Genomic DNA, 17,401 nt, shown 5'->3' with positions numbered 1-17,401 from the left:
ACGACAACAGAATCGGTGCGTCCCCTTTGCCCGGGAACCTTGAATGCAACTACAGAACGACTGTTTGGCCGATGTCAACGGCTCAAGCTCTGCACGCCGACTCCCACGATATCTCGCGAGGTCGGTGGGGTAACCGCGTTTCCGCACATCCGAACATTTCGCTGCTTGGTTCCCCCGCGTAGAACGTACGTCGACGCGAAGCCCATTGCGCCTTTGAGTTCCGGTACGTCGAGCATTCTGAAGGACAGGTCTTCGACAGCGATCGGTCGGCGTGTGGACTTTCGATGGTGAGCGGCAGCGGGCACGACCAAGCCATGGTGGTTACCCGATGCCGTCACGGTGCAGAGAGCGTCGCTGACCGATCGCGCAGTCGAACCTCCACCTCGCAGCTCTGCGATGAACGGGGTGATCACCGCATGATGGCGGCCGCCCGCGGATACGGTCGACAGCGCCTCCGAGGTTCGATGATTCTTCGACTGGCCCCGCAGCACCGACACGAACGGCTCGAACACCGGGGCCCGCCCCTCAGACGGCCGTGATCTTGCCTGCCGATACTCGAACAGCGTGCCCGCGGCTTCTCTCGCGTCCTCGGCATGCGGAGCTGCCCAATACCGGTCGATGCCGGCCTGGATTCGTGCGATCGTTTTCGGCTTCAACGGACGAGTGCGGTCCCCTATCCGCTGGCCGGTCTTGGTCCAGTCGATGATGGTCGAGGCAGGGAGCCAGTCGGGCTCGAGCACGGTGTCCGCACACGCACGTGCGGGGCACCGGTAGGAGTACTGGCTACGGTACTTACCCACAGCCACCCCTGGGTTCTTCCAGGCCTGCAACGCACGCACGGGCCCGCAGCGAGAGCAGGTTGCCGGCGGACGGACCACGGTCTCGAAGTCAGGTGCCCGGTTGCCGGCCTTCCAGAAGCACACATAGAGGCGATCGCGGGACTGCGGCGCTGGTGTCCCAAAAGTCCATGAGTGCATCGAATTCAGGCAGATAAGGCGATGTTCGTAACCGAGGGCGTGCATCGCCGCGATCCATGGCCTGTAGAGAGGCCATGAGTAGATCTCGACGACGTTCTCGACGAAAACCAATTCGTATCGGTGATACTCGGTGAACCGAACGACGTCCCACATCGTCGCCCTCGATCGCTCGGCGGCCTCGGACGGTAGGTCGTCGGACAGTAACGAGATCTGCGCGGCGAGGCGCTTGGCCCCGCGAGCATTCGAGTGCCAGGTGCATTCGGGGCTGAACCATCCGATTGTCGTGCGAGGAAACAGCTTCGGAGTGATCTGAGAGAGGTCCGCGAGGATGTGCTCGGTGTGCTGGTGGTTGTACTGGTGCGTCTCGATTGCCTTGTCCCAGTGGTTCGACGCTGCCGATACCCTCACCCCGGGGATGGCGATCATTCCGGTCGTAGATCCGCCGGCACCGCAGAAGAAGTCCGATGCCGTGATGTCGAGCGATCCTCTCATCGTCCGGCTCCGTCGGGCACGCTGTCCCACACCCGTCGGTCGAGGATCCGGCCGGCGGCCTTACGGCCGACTCGTCGAACTTCGGTGCCGTCGTCGAAGTGGTGGTAGTCGCGGAATCTGGCGATCACCTCCGCTGGTGCCCACTCGCCCCACTGCTTGAACAGAAAGGGCACATCGGCAGCGGTGCACTGGTCCCGGATCTCTCGTACCCATCGCGGATGCATAGGCCGTGCCCCGCGGCCGGACTCACCGCCAACGATCACCCAGTCGAGCGCTGGTTCGCGCTCGCCGCCGCATTTCGAGTCTTCGACCGAACGGAGCCCGTCGCGAGTCAGCGCTCCTCCGATTCTGCTGGGTCGTAGGCGCGTGAAGTCGATCGGTCCGAGGAGCGGTTCGGCAGAGACGAACCGAAGAGCTGCAGGCGTGTCCAGCAGCGCCCATACTCGCAGGTCTGCAGTCTTCTGGTCTTCGGCCGAGACGCCGATCCACAGGTTCGGCAGCGGCCAGCTCTGGTACCAGACATCGGCGGGGCGGAAGGCTGCGACGACGCCAGCGATGGCGTCGTCGACGGCGCGGCGGAAGGCATCGGACTGGAGCAGTGCCCGCATCCGAGCGGGTCTCTTGGTGAGCAATTGAAAGGTGTGCTGGCGGGCGAGCGCGATCACCGCGAACACCGCGAACACCCGGGCGATGTAGTCGTCCGGGATTGCTGGATGGAAGAGGTCGCTCATCGAATTCACGAAGATCCGGCGTGGCCGGCTCCATCGCAGCGGCTGGTCGAGCTTGCCGGGGCGCATCTCGACGTCGAATCCGTGCTCGAAGTAGTGCCCCGGTGTGCCGCGGAACCGCTCAGCGAGGGTTTGGGCGTAGCAATGATCGCAGCCCGACGAGACTGCGGTGCAGCCGGTGACCGGGTTCCAGGTTGCGTCGGTCCATTCGATGGCCGTGGCGTCGCCCATCATCGCTCTTCCGGGTCGTGGAGGGCATCGAGGAGCTGGAATCGTAGATCGGCGTCAATCGCGAACGAGATCCCCCTGCTGGGCAATTCGATCGTGTAGCTGTTTCGATCAGGTGCGGTCGTGATGATCCATGGGTTGGGGTGGAGCGGGACAGCGTTTGTGTCGGTGGTGGGGTCGGTTTCGGTCATGGCGTCCTCCGAACGTTGGGTCATTGGCTGCAGACGCTCGACGCTGTTCGCGCATCGGCGCTGGTGATGTCGAGGTCGTATTTCGCGGCCACGGTGAGATACGAAGTGACGTAACGGCATTGGTATGGCGCGTTGGGTGGCAGCCAGGTGTCGATTCCCTTGTCCGACTTCTGCTGATTCGTACGTCCGTCCACCGCGAGCAAGTTGATGTCGACGTCGTTGGCGAAGGCGGTTCGCTGGTCGATCGACCAGGCCCACGCCCCTGCGTCCCACGCCCTCGCCAACGGGTACACGTGATCGATCTGAATCTTCCCGAGGTCGTCGATCGTCGATCCTGTGTAGGGGTCGTGGAGTATCCCTGCTGCGACTTTGCAGTCGCGGGTTCCGGGCTTGAACTCGACGTCGATCAGTTGGGTTGCCAGGACGTCGTTTCGAGTGTCACAGCCGTTGTGCGATCCAGGGGCGGACGAGTCATCGGTCCACGCCGGGCCGAACACGCACCCTGAGCCCTTCTTGCAGGATCGGTCGTATCCATCGACGTCTGCGAGCGAGTCCACCGTTTCGAGCTGAGCGAGGAGCTGCGCGATGGGTACAGGCGTGCTCGCCGCGGCTGGGTCTGGGGTGTTGACCACCGCTAGTCGTGAGAGCGGATCGGCGTGCGTTCCGAACGTGTACGTCCCGACCGCGAGTACGGCCATCACGATGGGCACCGCGATGCGGAGTCGTCCGCGCGCGCTCATCGAACCGCCTCCGCCGGCAAGTCGGCATGCCCGCAGCTTCCGCGCCGCCTACGGTCCGAACGGTCTGACCAACGATGCAGTAGTGCCAGAGTCAGAGCCGAGAAGGCAGCGAGCAACGTGCCGGCCAAGGAGATGACCAAACTGACGGTGACCAGATCCTTCACGATCGGCAGAGCCCCGTTGAAGATCGCGAGCATGCCGACGACGTAGCCGACACATGCAAGCGCAACAGTGCGAGCCTCGCGGCGGCCATCTTCGGCCGCGAGGTGGCGCTCTACGTCGTGGATGAGGCCGTCTCGGCCGGATTGTGGGTCCATCAGGGAGTCCTTTCGTAGTGAGCGCGATAGCAAACGCAGTCCTGCACGGGGTAGATAGCGTGGCGGTGAGGTCTGTGACAGCCGGCCACTGAATCGCAACCCAGGAGCGTTCTCCTGTGGCTGCACCGGGCGGGCAATATGCGCCCGGGTGTCACAAGCGTTGCGAGTTCGGGGCCGTCTGGTACTGGTCTAGTGGCCGGTCGCCGGGATGGACCGGGCCGACGTTGCGACGCCACGGCCCGGTCAGGTAGTCGTAGTGCTCTTGAGTGAAATCGGAACCGATCAGATCTCGTACGACCAAGCCTCGGCCGACATCGCGGGCAGCGACTCTGGCAGCCCCGCATCCGAGGACGCCGAGCAGGTTCATGGTCGCTGTGAGTTCGTGACGCCGATTGTCGCCGCAGGCCGCCGTGTGGGCAGCATGTGTCGCTTTCCGCCAGCCGGGTGCGCACCACCACGCGGCGCTGACCGTCTCCGGTGCGGTTTCCAGCAGATCGGACTCGACGTCGAGGGTGCGCGCCAAGTCGAACACCTGCCGCCACCGCAATCCGAAAACCACCTCGAAAACGTGGTCCGTCAGCTCATGGTCAGGAACGGTTGGTCGGAAGCGGTCGGCGGCGTTCGGAGTAGCAGCAAAGTACCTCTCAGACAGGCCGTGTTGCATCCGGCGATGGACTTCGCTGGCGATGGCGCTGTGCGCCTTACTGTTCGAGCTGCAGCCGGTACTGCCGGCAGCTCGTGCGTGCGGTGAGAGGTCGACCGAGGGCGGCCGCGTTGTCGAGATCGAGGATTGCATGGGTACTCCCGTTTCTGTGGGACAGATGGTCGGTCTGTCGATCAATTTCTGACTGGTCTCTGTGCCGCTATGCGACCAACAACGCGGCGCTATATCACTCTGCTGCTTAATTTTCCGATCTTTCAGCGCCGTCCAGCCAGTCACCGATCCTGCCGCGGACGGCGTCACCACCGGGGGGATCGTCGTAGGCGTCTTCGAGCGCTCCCCGCGCTCCGGATGAGATGACCGCGAGATCGCAGTCTCGTGTGTCGGCCCAGTCGCCCCACGTCCATCCCCTTCCTGCGTCGATGTGAAATTGTGTTGCTGCAGCCGGAACACCGTCGACGAAGACTTGGATGTGGGTAGGACCATCTGGATCGCGGACGACGATCACCTCGATCCGAAGTGCGGGGGCGAATCTTCTCGTCACGATGTCGCACCGGCCAGACGCTCGGGCCTGTCGAACTCCCCTGCCGCCCGACTATTCGAGTTCACAGTCCGGTGGTGGCGCGACGCAGCCTCTCTCGGTGGCCGTGCCCTGTGAACGGGCTTGGCATCCGTTGCGCCGCTACGCCGTCGAAGCAGCCACTCGATCCCGGTTGCTACAGCACACGCCACGGAGGAAACGGCGAACACCATCGCTACACGACGCGGATCTCCGTCGATGGCGGCATCGTCGGTCCGGCGCAGCAGTGCAGCCCAAGCCAAGCCGGCAAATGCAGCGAAGACAGCCAACACCCCCGCAACACCGCGCGCTACGGCTACCACGCAATATCGCGACGAACCCGAACTGCTCGCAGGTACATGATTCCTACCGTCGATCCGGACGAGGACTCTCATATTCGACACACCTCTGCACTTCTCGGAAGTCGGATGGTCAGTCCGCTCATCTGGTGAAAACGCCGACAACAACAGAAGTCGTCGTCGCCGCGGCTTCGTGGAACCACCCACCAAGCCGATACGCCAGGACACTACCCACCGGACCCGGAGTTCGCTAGGGCTCAGCAGCGAAAACGTCCCCGGCGCACCCAGTGCCGGGGACGGGCCTGGGGCGAGCAGCGACCCGGCGCACCGAACCGCCGCTCACTCCTCTCCCCAGAGCGTCCCCTACTCGGTCCCGTACAGCTCGCAGCGGTAGTGGTCTTGACCGCGTTCGTCTACGGCGTCCCAATCGACGCCGACGGCGTCGGCAAGGTGCCGCAGGTCGCTCAGAAAGTCTCCGAACACCGTTGTCAGTTCCTCGGTTTCGAGGCCGATCGGTCTGGCGTATGCGATCAGCCCTTCGGCAGCGTTGGCCGCTCGAACACCGTTGTCCCGGCTTTGGGTATCGAGGGTGTAGCCGATGCGCGGACGCTCGCGTCCCTCGACCGATGCGTGGAGTTCTTTCGGCGTCTCGATGCCGGATAGCCGCTCGGCCTTGTACTCGATACTTGTGTCGGACATGTTGTGTGCCTTTCTTTTTGGGGATCGCTACACGACGGGCGTGCAGTGCAGTGCGGCCATCAGGCCGGTGTGGGTGGCGTGAGCCGGGGATGGTTCGGCGTGTTCGAGGACGTGGGCGGTGGCGTCATCGATGACCACAGTCATGTGGGCTCGGTGGCGGGTGAGCATCACGCACGCTCTGCCGGGGTCGAGATTGAACGGCTCGGCTGTCCGGTACCCGGCAAGCGGGTGCAACACGACAACGGCGGCGCGTTCGAGGCCTTGCAGAGAGTTTGCGGTGCCGACCAGTACGTCGGGGTGATCCGAGAGCAAGGCCCGGACAGCGGCAGCCTGCGTGACATGAGGGACGACGACAGCCAGGTCCGCCGCTGTCATGGCCCGCTGTCCGTCCGGTGTGGTCACATCGGCGTCCAGCAGTTCTCGCGCGCGCAGGGCGCACTGTGTGGCCAGGACGGGGTCGGTTGGGCCTCCGATGACCCGCACTGGCCGATGCGCGAGTTCGGGCAGGCCGGGGCCGCTGGAATCGGTCAGATGCTCCGGTGGGCGACGGGAAGTGAAAGGCAGGCCGGGGTAGAACAGCGGTTGAATGAGGGCCGTTGTCCTCGCGCCGAGACGCCAGGTGTGTCGCAGACGGACCACGCCGACCGAATCGCCGTGAGCTGCTTGCAGAGCGAGGGGGGCAGGCAGGTTCGGTGCGGTCTCGCTGCCCTCCCACCGCGATACGTCTCCGGTGACCACCGGATCGATCTGTCCGGGGTCTCCGACGCAGACGACCTGTCGAGCCATCGCGCCGAGCGCCCCCAGATCGGCGTAGGTACATTGCCATGCTTCGTCCACGATCAACACATCGGCACCGATTCGGTCCGGGTCCGAGAAGAGCCACGGCGCCGTGGTACCGATGAGAATTGCGCCAGTCTCATTCGACCACCGCACTTTTCGTCCTGTCACTACGGGAGTGCTTCCACTGTCGGGGAGGGGTGCTTTCGCCTTCCAGATCAACGCTGCTCGATCTGTCAGCGCGCCGAGCCGACGCGCGATTTCCACGGCTTGTTCTCGGGTTTGCGCCGCGATACCCACCCGTAGGTCTGCGCGATGGGCCAAGGCGGCGGCGAGCAACGCGACCAGTCGAGTTTTTCCTGCGCCCGGTGGTGACGGGACGACGACAACGGGGTCTCCGGACCACACAGAGAACAGCACGCGTGCAGTGATCGGGTCGGCCATGATCTGTGATCCGGGCCAATGGGCGGGCGATGACGGTTCGGTTCCCTTGAAAGGTGTTGCGTCGGGGTTCGGGGTGTCCGCTCCGGGTGCGACGATACGCATTGTTGTCCCGTTCTTCTTCTAATGTGTTGTTCATGAATACTTTTGGTCGTCTTCTGATCACGGAGCGTCCTCTGCACCCGCTATCAGGACATCGAGCGGGACTTCGCGGCGCACGGCGCTCGGGGCTTGTCCGGTCGAAAGCCAGGAACGGCGAGCGCGGTACAGATTCCAGTACCTCGCCCGTCCTGCTCGCATCGTCGCCGGTGAAGGCGGTTGGGGCATCAAGGTCACCTGGTCTCCGTCGTTCGGTGCGTGCGCTCCGAACACCCCGATACCGAGCGTCAGTTTGCCGTTGACCACCTGTGCGGACGTGACGTCGGCAGAGAAGCGCTCGAAGGGTTGATCGAGCGGTGATCCGACCCATCCCGTAACTGCCGAATCAACCCGCATCCTTGAGTCCAGCCGGTCGCAGGTCACCGACACCGAAACGTTGCGGCGGCGTGAACCTGTCGGCGGTGCCGCCACCGATGCGATGCCCTGGGCCACGTGTCCTGTATGCAGCGCACGTACTCGCCACAGTGGATCACTCAGCAACGCAGCGGCTTTGAGGTCGGCGGCATCGCATCGGGTCCGTAGTCCCATGGCCGCACTAGCTGAGTTGTCCGGCCGTGACCAGTCGTGGCCCGCAGTCGTGGCCGACAATGTCCGATCCCAGGAGTATCGGTCATCGTCGTGTATCGGATCGAGAAGCGGCAACAGCGGTCCCGTTGCGATGCACGCTGCCCACTCATGCAGGCCTGCGACGCTCTCGTCGGTAATGCCGAGCCAGGAACGCCATGTTCGGGCCGCTCGCTCGGCGTCGGGCGCAGTGCCGAGGACCAGACGCGAGGACGACGCAGCAACCAGATCGATCACCGCCGACGTTCCGGGATGGTCGGCTCGATCGGCCCACCATCCGATCATGGCGGCAGCCCCCGCTATGTCCGGATCAGGGTGGTGGGCGTGCGCACGCGCCAGGGCCAGCAGGCTCGGTATCGTCGCGGCGTCATCGGTGAGCAGCATGGCCGGTTCAGCCGTACCCACCGTCGTTGCCCCGTTGCGAGCGAGCAGGGCCAGAGCCTCGGTGTCGTGCGCGGACTCTTCGGTGCATCCATCTCGAGCGACGGACACGGCCAGCGTTGTTCCTCGCGTGACCGCACGCACGGCCACGGCGGCTCTGGACGGCTTGAAGGTGGCATGTGCCAGCCGAGGGACCGGTTGCATCTTTTCGGCGGCATAGAGGCGTTGCGCGAGGTCGAACCACTCCACGCTCATCGCTCGTCACCGTCGACGAGGATCAGGGCGTTGCTCGCGCACTCCCACCCTGCGCGCAACGCCATTGTGGCGGCGTCGGCCGCTGCGCTGGCGACGACGATGCGGATATCGGCGGCGGCGATTCCAGTGCCGGTGAGCACCCTGTCTGCGTACTTGAGCAGTTCCACGGGTCCGCTTTCGTTCATCGTGTGGCCCCCGATCCGACTGGCACGTGCACCGTCGATGCCCATGCCGGTGTGACGCCCCTACCCTGGACGCCGCCGATGATTGCGCACACCAGGTGGGACCTCGTGGGCCGGTCGGGCCAGGGTGTATCGCCATCGGTCAGCACCACGACGACGTGGGGTGCAGGGCGCGCAGCGTTGGCTGCGGCGATTCCCACCCTCATATCGGTTCCGCCACCACCAACCAACGTCACATCAGCGACCGATCGTACGTGTTGTGCCGTAGTGGATTTGGCGTCACACGCCAGAATCCGAACCCGGTCGCGTGCTATGCCACCAGCTTTGAGAACTCCCGCCACTTCGCCCATCGCGGCATCGAGGTCTGCGGCGGGAGGGACGGGAGTACGAATAGTTCGTCCTACCCGCCTGCTCTGCCAACGCACGCCGAATTACGGCCCGTAGCAGACGATCCCACGCTACCGTGGGCGGGGCGAGAACATCAGCTGCCCACCGGACCAGTCCCGCCGGGGCACTACCTCGACCGGTACCAGCTGCTTCGCGAACTGCCTGCGCGATAGATCGGCGCACCAGGTCCGCTTCCGCATTGTCCAGTCCCTCCGTGATCACTTCTCCCGAGCCGATGAGTTCACCGGGGACCGCAGGGCACCCCGATCCTGATCCGCATCCCGGATCGCCCTCAGCGCCAACGAGTTCGGTGACAGTCTGATGCGCAATCGGGTCACGCAGGTAGTCGTAGTACTGCTCGGCTGTGTCTCCGGAAAGGCAGCCGAATGATTGAGGGGTGATCACCCCTTCGGGCAGGCTGACTCCCGCAGCCAACAGGTCGTCGTTGATTTCGGCGTCGGCCGCGAAGTTCCACACCAGATGATCGATGGGCTTCGCCAGAGCGGCGGCACGGTCGGCGTGTGCCCGTAACAAATGCCCGACCTCGTGCAGCAGCACTGCACCGACCATCGGCACCGGCCACGCGCAAGGCCCGACCAACAGATCCGGATCCAGGTACAGCCGCCACCGAGCGTCGACCGCAAACGTACCCAGGCCCGGTGCCGCCACGGGTTGCGCTGCGAACAGAGCGCGCATGAAGTACGGCATCTGCTCAGCCGACACCAGCCGCGCGAGTCGGAACGCTCGCATTTCAACCGGCTCGAGCTCACGCACGCCGCTCATGCCGCAGCCTCGACCAAACCCGCTGCCACCAGCATCGGCGCAAACCGGCGCGCGCTCGCAGGAACAGCGGCCTTCGCCGGTCGCGCTTTCGCCAGAGTGCGTGCCGCAGCCCCGGCCACGTCGGGTGCTCCTGCCTCGGCGGCGGCAATCAGCGGACCCCAGGCGTTGCGCCACGCTTCGACGGTGCCCCGCGAGGCCGCCCACGCCGTCACGCCGGACAGCACGGCCCACACCAGATCAGGACGCGAGCGCCAATCGAACGCCGTCTCGGGGTTTTCGATCACGGCAACGGGGTCTGGGAGGTCGGCCTTGCGACGCCATTCGAGGAATTCGACACCCGCGCCTTCCCCGATCAAGCCGAATACCACCGCGTTGGTCGCCGCATTGTCGTCGTCGCAAAGATGTGGCAACACCCGCGCAAGCATCGACCAGGTGCGCCGAGACGGCCATGCTCCACCTGTCTGCACTCCGACCTTCGGAAACGCATCGAGCGCCTCGGGCGCACGCTGGATGTACCCGATGATGGAACTGCGCACCAACGCCTCCCGCTGCTCGTCGCTGGTCACCGCACGCGAAGAGGCCGTGCTTGCCCAACCCGTGGCCATACCGTCGAGCCATTCATCGACAGACGGCGTGAACTCGATGTGGCAGAAGCGGTTTGCTAAGGGAGCCTCCAACTCGTACCCCCCTGCAGCGCAATCGGGCGGATTCGCACCTGCGATGACCCGAGTCCCCTTCGGCAGTTGCAGATCACCCACCTTCAAATCCAGTGCGACTGCCAGCATCGCCGCCTGAACGGCCGGTGGACTCGTGGTCAGCTCGTCCAGAAAGAGGTAGCCCCCACCCTCTGCATGTAGCCGTCGCGCCCAATCCGGGGCCTCCAATCTCACGCCACTCTCACGGACTACCGGTAGGCCTGCGAAGTCGGCGGGCTCCCGCAAGGACCCCAAGACCGTTTCGCACAACACCCCCTCGGATGCAGCAAGTGCTCGAACCAGGCTCGACTTCCCCATACCCGGACCCGAGATCAACAACGACGGGACACCAGCCCTCCCGCACGCATCCACAACAGTTACCGCAGTCGCCAAATCCGGCATCGCAAAACTCCTCGAAAGATGGGCAAGATGGTCAGTCTCACCAACAACAGGACGCCTCAATCTTACTGCGTCAGAACGCTTTTCACCCAGTCACACCAACCGTCAACGTCCCCGGCGCACTCAGTGCCGGGGACATTGACGGTCCGGGCTCAAAGAGCACCGGACCGCCACGTGTGCTGCGTGAAGTGTCCGGGTCCCTCGATATCGTCGAACCCACTCGAAAAAGGCCGGGTCGCCCGAAAGAAAGGACCCAACACGTGACACCGCTCGAAACAGCCATCGCCGCGCCACTGCCCCCGCCCGCGGCGGCGGACATTTCGTCATGGCGCTCGGACGCATTGTGCGCACAGACAGACCCCGAGGAGTTCTTCCCGCCCCCGGGTGGAGCAACCAGCAGAGCAAAGCGGGTCTGCGCAGAATGCCCCGCCAGAGCCGCTTGCCTCGCCCATGCACTGACGTACAACGAACAACACGGAATTTGGGGCGGAAAGACACCACGAGAGCGCCAAGAGCTTCAGCACACCACAGCCATAGAGAGCCGGCCTACCCGGCATCAACAACAGGCGCTCACGATAGCCACGCTTTCGGCCCAGAACGTCCCAGCCGAGTCCAGTGCAAGCCAGCTCGGAATCACGACCCGGCAGGTGTACCGAATACGCTCCCGCACAGCGTGAATCAACGCGCGATTCGCCGGTCAGACCTGCCTGGTGATGCCTACCCCGTTACAGTCGGCGCGATCAACCGCGGTTGATCGTCGAAGCGTCTCGACTTGCGTCGCTCCTCGCTGAAGGCTTCTCGCCGCAGGTGATGTCTTGGCCGGCGAGAAGGTCCGCAAGAACGACCGCGCGCGCCGCATGGGCCAAGATTTCGGCAGGTAGCGGTGGACCATCGAGGGTTCGGATTCGCATGGTTGTCAGTATGGCGTTCGGCTCCGACAAGTTGCTGTCCCGCAACGTTTCCGGTGCGTGTTCACGGGTCACTGGGGTGTCCATGGCATGCATAGCTCGCGCATTCTCGACCGGTGCATGTGCGGTGGCCGTATCGCGCCTCGGCCCAAACCGCCTGTTTCGACTGTTGGTTTGCCCTGCAGACAGATGCGTGGGCTCAGGCGGCCGAGGTGGCCGTTCGGATGGAGGTGGCCGGCCGACCAGTCATCGATGTCGACGGGCTGCACTTCCCATCTCAGCACCTGCCCCTCGCCCTGGCTGCGCTTCTTCCCGATCGCATCGATCGACGCCAGGGTTGCGCTCACCCGGTCGATGTCGCCGACACCTCTCCAGAGCACAGTCCGCGTGGAGGTCAGTAGGAGCGGCATTTGGCGTGCGCGATATCGGCCCTGCCGGTCGGAGATGACCGATGGTCGGTACCTCGCGAGTTGCTCGAGCGCACGGTGGTCGGGTCGTCCGCTCCAGTGATGGATTTCCGGGGCGTCGGCCAGGTCTTCGGGATAGGCGTATGTCGCGCACCAATGCCAGTCGTCGCCTCCCCCCAGAGTGCACCGAGCGAGTGGTAGATCCAGATCGGCGGGCACCTCGTCGGGGCCGGCGGCTTCGAGGTACTGTCCGCGGTCCCGAGCAGCGGCTTTTTCGTCTTCCCACATCTCGGATGCGAGCAAGCCATCGAGGCTCGTCGCCCACGGAGCTGCATGCGCAAGTCCGACCGCCAGGTGTGCTTTTACCTCGAACGGCCTCATCACGTCAACGCCTCCATGACTTCCAGCGCCTCGTCACGGCGCTCTCGAAGATGGGTTCGCCAGTCGAGCTCTTTCGGCTCGTCGCCGGCGAGAAGGGTCCGCTCGAATCTGGTGCGGACGAGGCCGTGTCCGATAGCTGTACGCCCGCCGATGGTTCCGGACTCGACGAACCTGCCAACGACGTCGGAGAAGAAGGCCACGTCCAGATCGGTTGCGCGATCGAGACGCAAAAAGGACTCGAATCGTGTACCGGCAGGCAGCGTTTCGATCTCATAACGCATCAGAGAGCTACCGTCGACGGTGGCTGCGTCGGTTCGGCCGACTGCGGGGAAGTCATGATCGGTGGAATCGTCGAACCGGCTGTACCGTTCGAGCGCCATGGTGTCGAATTGGCTCAAGACAGCACGGTCCGGTGCGGGACGGCTCATGAGGTGGTCGGTTTCGAGGACGTGCGGGATCACTTTGCCCACGCGGAGACAGCCGTCGATCATTCGACCGCCGCCGCTCCCGCCGAACACGCTGACCTGTGGGTTCAATGTACGGAGCCGGTGTAGCCGTTCGCCGGACAGCGGCTCTCCGGTGACCTTGGTCAGGCTGCCCCCGTTCCGAAGTGTGTGTGCTGCAGACAAGCTGAGAAGCCCTTCGTATGCGAGGACGTCCCGTAATAGCTCCTCCCCGATCCGCCGGAGCGCCCCTCGGAAGGAGTTCCCGGACACAATCGGAACCAAGGCTGCGGAACCGTTGGGCTGCTGTATTTTTTCGCGCCGGAACAAGGTCGTTGTGGTGGCGCTGTGTTCACCGCGGTGCGAGATTGCCGAGACCGCTGTGATGTCGAGCTGCCAGCGCATGGTCGAGGTCACTTCTGCCTCCTGGGCGATGTAGCAGTCGCTGCGGTGGACCGGCGCGCTTGAACAGCTTCGGCCACGATCCGTGTTCGGAGTACGAGGGCGGTGGTGTTTTCCCGTAAGAGGGTCAGGACCGGTATCGATTCCTCGCGTAGAAGGACCGATAGTTCGAGGCGTTGTTCTTTCGTCGACGGCGCTGACTCGAGATCGGTTGCCACGGTGCTCCACCATCGATCGAGGTCGGCTCCGCCGGTGTATGTCGCGACCCGGACTCGGTCTGGCAGGTGGTGGTCCCAGTACAGCTCTCTCCGGCGTCCCACCCACCCGGTGTCCCAGTTGATTCCGTAGTGCAGCAGCAACAACAGTCGTTCAGCTATTGCTGCCGCACCGGTGACGGGCGGCAGAAAGCTCGCTGCGTCCAGCCAGGTTCGGGTCGGTGTCGTAGCTCTGGTCGGGGTCATGCCGTGCCTCTGGTTGACGTTGAAGCCGTCGCTGCGAGGTCGAGGTACACAGGACGCTCTCGCCACGGATCGAGGCTGTCCCAATCCGCGAACACAGACGTCCACGTTCGATGAGGAATGTTCTTGAGCGTGCTGAATGCCGGCGCTGCGCGCGCAAGCGCTGCCAGGGAGAACCCTCGCCGTCGCAATCGCACGACTGCGCTCAGGCGTTCCGCGTCGTGCTCTGTCCATGGAAGCGCGACGTCGTCGACGGCGACCCGACCCCACCGGGCATGAGGAAGAATGTGCTTGCGCCCAGGGCGTAACGGAACCACGACGGCGGACGTCGGAGAGATCGCTTGTCCCAGAACGCGACGTAAGCGGGTCTTCGACAATTTTGTGGCGCACACTGGATCACTGGTGACCAGCAGGAGGTCCGAGCGAAGTGCCGTTGTCGTGTACACCCAGACGCAGACGTGACACATCGTAGGAGCCGCAACGTCTACCCACCCGTCGAACCCGGTGAACGTTCTCGACACAGTCTCACGCACTCGCCGTCCGGAACCTTCTGTCGCGCCACCGCACCGCGCGCACGCGGAGTCACCAGAAACGCCGGCTGGTGGCCACGAAACCGCGCATCCTGTTGCGGCCTTGTAGGCGGTCGTCACAACGTCGAGCGCCGCACTGCCCCTTGATAGTTCGACCATCTCTGCACTCTAACGGCGCGCCCGGACACCACGGACAGGCCAACTTTCACCGGCACGGTCCAACTCACCAAGGACTCGGGCCGGGCGCTGGTGCGTGCCGGCCGACGTTGGCAGGAAAGTCGTCGGCGAGGAGAGCAGCCAGCTCGACGAACGCGCGTTGTGCAGGCTTGCCCAGTAACTCGAGATCGATGGTGTCGCCTTCGGCAAGGTGGTCGTCGTACGGGACGACCTGGACGGCGCGAGTGCGTTCTGCGAAGTAGGACTTGAGTTGCTCGACATCGAGGGCCGTCGAGCCCTTCCGTGATTCGTTGATGACGACAACGGTGCGTTTGACCAGGTCGTCGAAGCCGTGTCGCGACAGCCATTCGAGGGTCGCCCCAGCGCTGCGCGCTCCGTCCTTGGCCGCGGAGGAGACCAGGACCAATGCGTCGGCTTCTTTGAGGACCCCTGCCATGGCCGAGTTCATGAGACCGGTGCCGCAATCGGTCAAGATGATGTTGTAGAACTGTTCGAGGATGCGCAGTGCGGCGGTGTAGTCGTGCTCGTTGAATGCCTCGGAAACGGACGGATCACGCTCGCTTGCAAGAACTTCGAGCCTGCTTCGCGCTTGCGAGGTGTAGCTCCGTACGTCGGAGTAGCTGTGTACTTCTTTGTCCGCGAGCAAGTCCCGCACTGTGCGGTCACTGTCTCGGTGAATGCGGTAGGCGAGCGTCCCGAAATCTGGGTTGGCGTCATAGGCAATGACGCGGTCGCCCCGCAGTGCTGCGAATGTCGATCCAAGCCCTGTTGTCGTGGTTGTTTTTCCGACCCCGCCCTTCATGGACAGGACTGCGATCTTGTAGTTCCCTCGAACCGGTTGCCGTACGCGGCGCAGGAGCTGCTCGTACTCGAGTTCAGCCGGCGACTGTCCGGGATTGGCTGAACCGAACGAGAGTCGGTAGAGCCACCGTCGCCAACCTTTGCTCGGAGGCAGTTGCGCACGGCGGATCAGCTCCAGTTCGTCGATCGACCGCGGAGGGGCAACAGCTGCTGTCGGCCTTGCTGTCGGAATTGCTGTCGGCACTGGTTCTACCAACTGAACGGGCTGCGAGGTGAAGGGGCGATGAGCTGTCACTGCCAGAGAGTCGGAGGCGCTTGTTGGCTCCGGGTGAGACGTCGGTGCTGAACTGTCGACCGACTTGTTGGTGTGCCATTGCTCAACAGCGGGTGCGGAGCCGCCCTGCCCTGGCCAGGCCGAGGGCCGGTCCGGCATTGGTGCCTGACCATCGTTGACGCGCGGCGGCCGTGAGGCCGGCTCCGAGGTGGGTCGATGTGCACCAGAATTGGGCTGGCTCGCCGAGGGGGAGCTGCTGGGTGCGGAGCTGGGCCGGTCTCTCTGCGCGAATTCTGATGCGACTTTGGACCGGGCTTGGGATACGTTTTTCGACACGTTTTCATCAGCGTTGTTGGCTGCGACTTTGGGTGCGTCGTTCGGCACGAATTCGCTGGCTACAGGCTGTTCACGGGCGGGTTCTGGATGGCCTACGCCCGAGTCCTGGACGAGGTCACCGTCCTGCCCATCGTGGCGATCTTCCGACCCCCCTTCCGGCTCGGAATGGTTCGACTGATCGGTCGCATTGTTCGCCGCCGACGGATCGACCACCCACCGGGGCAACGCGCTGCCTGGGTCGGACTCTGTGGGACTCATCGGTCGCCACCTCTTCCTCTTGCTCATTCAACGGACGATATCCGGGCGAACATAACACCGGCACCGGACACCTCGAACACCCCGAAAACTGCTGCCGAGCGGCCCCACGGACCGCCGTTGTGCAACCGGTAATTCCGCCTGTTCGGGTACAGCTTCTGCTTTGTCCAGTCTGAAGTGTCCGTGTCCCGACTATCGTTGTGGCGGTGCGTAGCAACGATTTCGACGGCCTCGATCTCACTCGACTACGGTCCCTTCGATCCTCGCGGCATGACATTTCGACGATCGTCGATCGCGTGGCCGAACACCTCGACGAATTCGATGGGTACGTCGCATTCAGCGGTGGAAAAGATTCCGTCGTTGCTGTCGATCTCGCCCGCCAGGCGGACCCAGATGTCCCGGTAGCCTTTTTCGATTCCGGTCTCGAATACCCCGAGACCTACGCCTACGTCGAGCAGATTGCGACGAAGCTGGGACTGGACCTGCACATCATTCGCGCTGAACCAACGCTGCTGACAGTGATGGCCCGGACCGGGGAATGGGACCACGGCGGTAGCCCGTCGGCTCATGTACCCGCACGAGGCTTCGAGACCTTGATTGCGCAGCCTGCCCGGGCTGCGCACACCAAGTTCGGTGACGGGGAGGTCTGGGGCGTGCGGGCAGACGAATCCAGGAAAGGAACCGGCAGGTGGTCGATGTACTACTCCGCTCTCGCACGTGAGATCAGCGAGCGCTGCCAAGGCGCGAGCTGCTGCAGCAACAAAGCGGAGCAGCGTCGACACCACGGGGGGACGGTTCGCCGCACCGATGGAACTGTGGCCTATGGGCCGGTATGGGACTGGTCCGCGGACGATGTGCTCGCCTATTCGCATCAGCACGACCTTCCGAGCAACCCTGTCTACGCCAAACTGGCCGCGCTGGGCGCACCTGCAGCGAATCTGCGGGTTTCACACATTCTCGACGGAAATTTCCTCGAATCGGGCAGGGTCACTCGTCTGCGTCGAGGTTGGCCGAGCCTGTTCGAGGAGATCGCCGCAGTGCTCCCGCGAATACGCGAGTTCGTGTAGATCGCCATATCGACTGTGCGCGTGTAGCATTCCTGGCACTGAGATTGC

General features: G+C 64.0%; 16 protein-coding genes and 1 pseudogene. 1 reads left to right on the top strand and 16 read right to left on the bottom strand.

Going from position 1 to position 17,401, the window contains the following annotated elements; genetic code table 11:
* Positions 1–74 precede the first annotated feature (74 nt).
* The 16 genes and pseudogenes from CH294_RS26205 to CH294_RS27935 all read right to left on the bottom strand — a co-directional run bounded on the left by CH294_RS26205 (position 75) and on the right by CH294_RS27935 (position 15,716).
* A complete protein-coding gene (locus tag CH294_RS26205; RefSeq protein ID WP_015586227.1) occupies positions 75–1,469 on the bottom strand; it encodes a DNA cytosine methyltransferase in 1,395 nt (464 codons plus the stop codon).
* Entirely contained in the window at positions 1,466–2,428 is a 963-nt protein-coding gene (locus tag CH294_RS26200; RefSeq protein ID WP_015586226.1) for a phage Gp37/Gp68 family protein, read from the bottom strand. The genes CH294_RS26205 and CH294_RS26200 overlap by 4 nt, the downstream gene beginning before the upstream one ends.
* Before the next feature lie 208 nt (positions 2,429–2,636).
* Positions 2,637–3,356, bottom strand: a complete 720-nt coding sequence (locus tag CH294_RS26190) for an HNH endonuclease family protein (RefSeq protein ID WP_015586224.1) — start codon at positions 3,354–3,356, stop codon at positions 2,637–2,639.
* The gene (locus CH294_RS26185) at positions 3,353–3,673 is read right to left on the bottom strand and encodes a hypothetical protein (protein WP_015586223.1); all 321 of its coding nucleotides are present in this window, start codon (positions 3,671–3,673) and stop codon (positions 3,353–3,355) included. The genes CH294_RS26190 and CH294_RS26185 overlap by 4 nt, the downstream gene beginning before the upstream one ends.
* A gap of 151 nt (positions 3,674–3,824) precedes the next feature.
* Complete coding sequence (locus CH294_RS26180; RefSeq protein WP_032375879.1) at positions 3,825–4,232, bottom strand: hypothetical protein; 408 nt, start codon at positions 4,230–4,232, stop codon at positions 3,825–3,827.
* A 343-nt stretch (positions 4,233–4,575) separates the two neighbouring features.
* Positions 4,576–4,878, bottom strand: a complete 303-nt coding sequence (locus CH294_RS26175) for a hypothetical protein (RefSeq protein ID WP_032375878.1) — start codon at positions 4,876–4,878, stop codon at positions 4,576–4,578.
* A 677-nt stretch (positions 4,879–5,555) separates the two neighbouring features.
* Positions 5,556–5,891, bottom strand: coding sequence for a hypothetical protein (locus CH294_RS26165; protein ID WP_015586219.1), 336 nt, complete (start codon positions 5,889–5,891; stop codon positions 5,556–5,558).
* Positions 5,892–5,918: 27 nt separating this feature from the next.
* The gene (locus CH294_RS26160; protein WP_015586218.1) at positions 5,919–7,214 is read right to left on the bottom strand and encodes an AAA family ATPase; all 1,296 of its coding nucleotides are present in this window, start codon (positions 7,212–7,214) and stop codon (positions 5,919–5,921) included.
* Between the two features lie 57 nt (positions 7,215–7,271).
* Positions 7,272–8,468 (bottom strand): hypothetical protein, encoded by a 1,197-nt coding sequence (locus CH294_RS26155; protein ID WP_015586217.1) that lies wholly within the window; start codon positions 8,466–8,468, stop codon positions 7,272–7,274.
* Complete coding sequence (locus tag CH294_RS26150) at positions 8,465–8,653, bottom strand: hypothetical protein (protein ID WP_032364835.1); 189 nt, start codon at positions 8,651–8,653, stop codon at positions 8,465–8,467. Before CH294_RS26150 ends, CH294_RS26155 begins: the two co-directional genes overlap by 4 nt.
* Positions 8,650–9,820: pseudogene (locus tag CH294_RS26145) on the bottom strand (VWA-like domain-containing protein). Before CH294_RS26145 ends, CH294_RS26150 begins: the two are co-directional and overlap by 4 nt.
* Positions 9,817–10,917 carry an ATP-binding protein gene (locus CH294_RS26140; protein ID WP_015586215.1) on the bottom strand — a complete coding sequence of 367 codons (1,101 nt, stop codon included), beginning with the start codon at positions 10,915–10,917 and terminating at the stop codon, positions 9,817–9,819. The pseudogene CH294_RS26145 and the gene CH294_RS26140 overlap by 4 nt, the downstream one beginning before the upstream one ends.
* Positions 10,918–11,893: 976 nt before the next feature.
* Positions 11,894–12,610, bottom strand: coding sequence for a hypothetical protein (locus tag CH294_RS26125; RefSeq protein WP_015586212.1), 717 nt, complete (start codon positions 12,608–12,610; stop codon positions 11,894–11,896).
* Entirely contained in the window at positions 12,610–13,470 is an 861-nt protein-coding gene (locus tag CH294_RS26120; RefSeq protein ID WP_015586211.1) for an RAMP superfamily CRISPR-associated protein, read from the bottom strand. Before CH294_RS26120 ends, CH294_RS26125 begins: the two co-directional genes overlap by 1 nt.
* Positions 13,467–13,916, bottom strand: a complete 450-nt coding sequence (locus CH294_RS26115; RefSeq protein ID WP_015586210.1) for a hypothetical protein — start codon at positions 13,914–13,916, stop codon at positions 13,467–13,469. Before CH294_RS26115 ends, CH294_RS26120 begins: the two co-directional genes overlap by 4 nt.
* A 750-nt stretch (positions 13,917–14,666) precedes the next feature.
* Positions 14,667–15,716: a MinD/ParA family protein gene (locus CH294_RS27935; RefSeq protein ID WP_306436682.1), complete on the bottom strand. Its 1,050-nt coding sequence runs from the start codon at positions 15,714–15,716 to the stop codon at positions 14,667–14,669.
* A 776-nt stretch (positions 15,717–16,492) separates the two neighbouring features.
* Between CH294_RS27935 and CH294_RS26100 the strand changes: the two genes are divergently transcribed.
* Positions 16,493–17,353, top strand: a complete 861-nt coding sequence (locus CH294_RS26100) for a phosphoadenosine phosphosulfate reductase family protein (protein ID WP_032375899.1) — start codon at positions 16,493–16,495, stop codon at positions 17,351–17,353.
* The last annotated feature ends 48 nt before the right edge of the window (positions 17,354–17,401 follow it).

The organism is Rhodococcus sp. 14-2483-1-1, from assembly GCF_002259335.1.
Taxonomy (GTDB): Bacteria; Actinomycetota; Actinomycetes; order Mycobacteriales; family Mycobacteriaceae; genus Rhodococcoides.
Note: the sequence above shows the minus strand (reverse complement) of the source record. Positions and strands in the feature narration are given on the sequence as shown.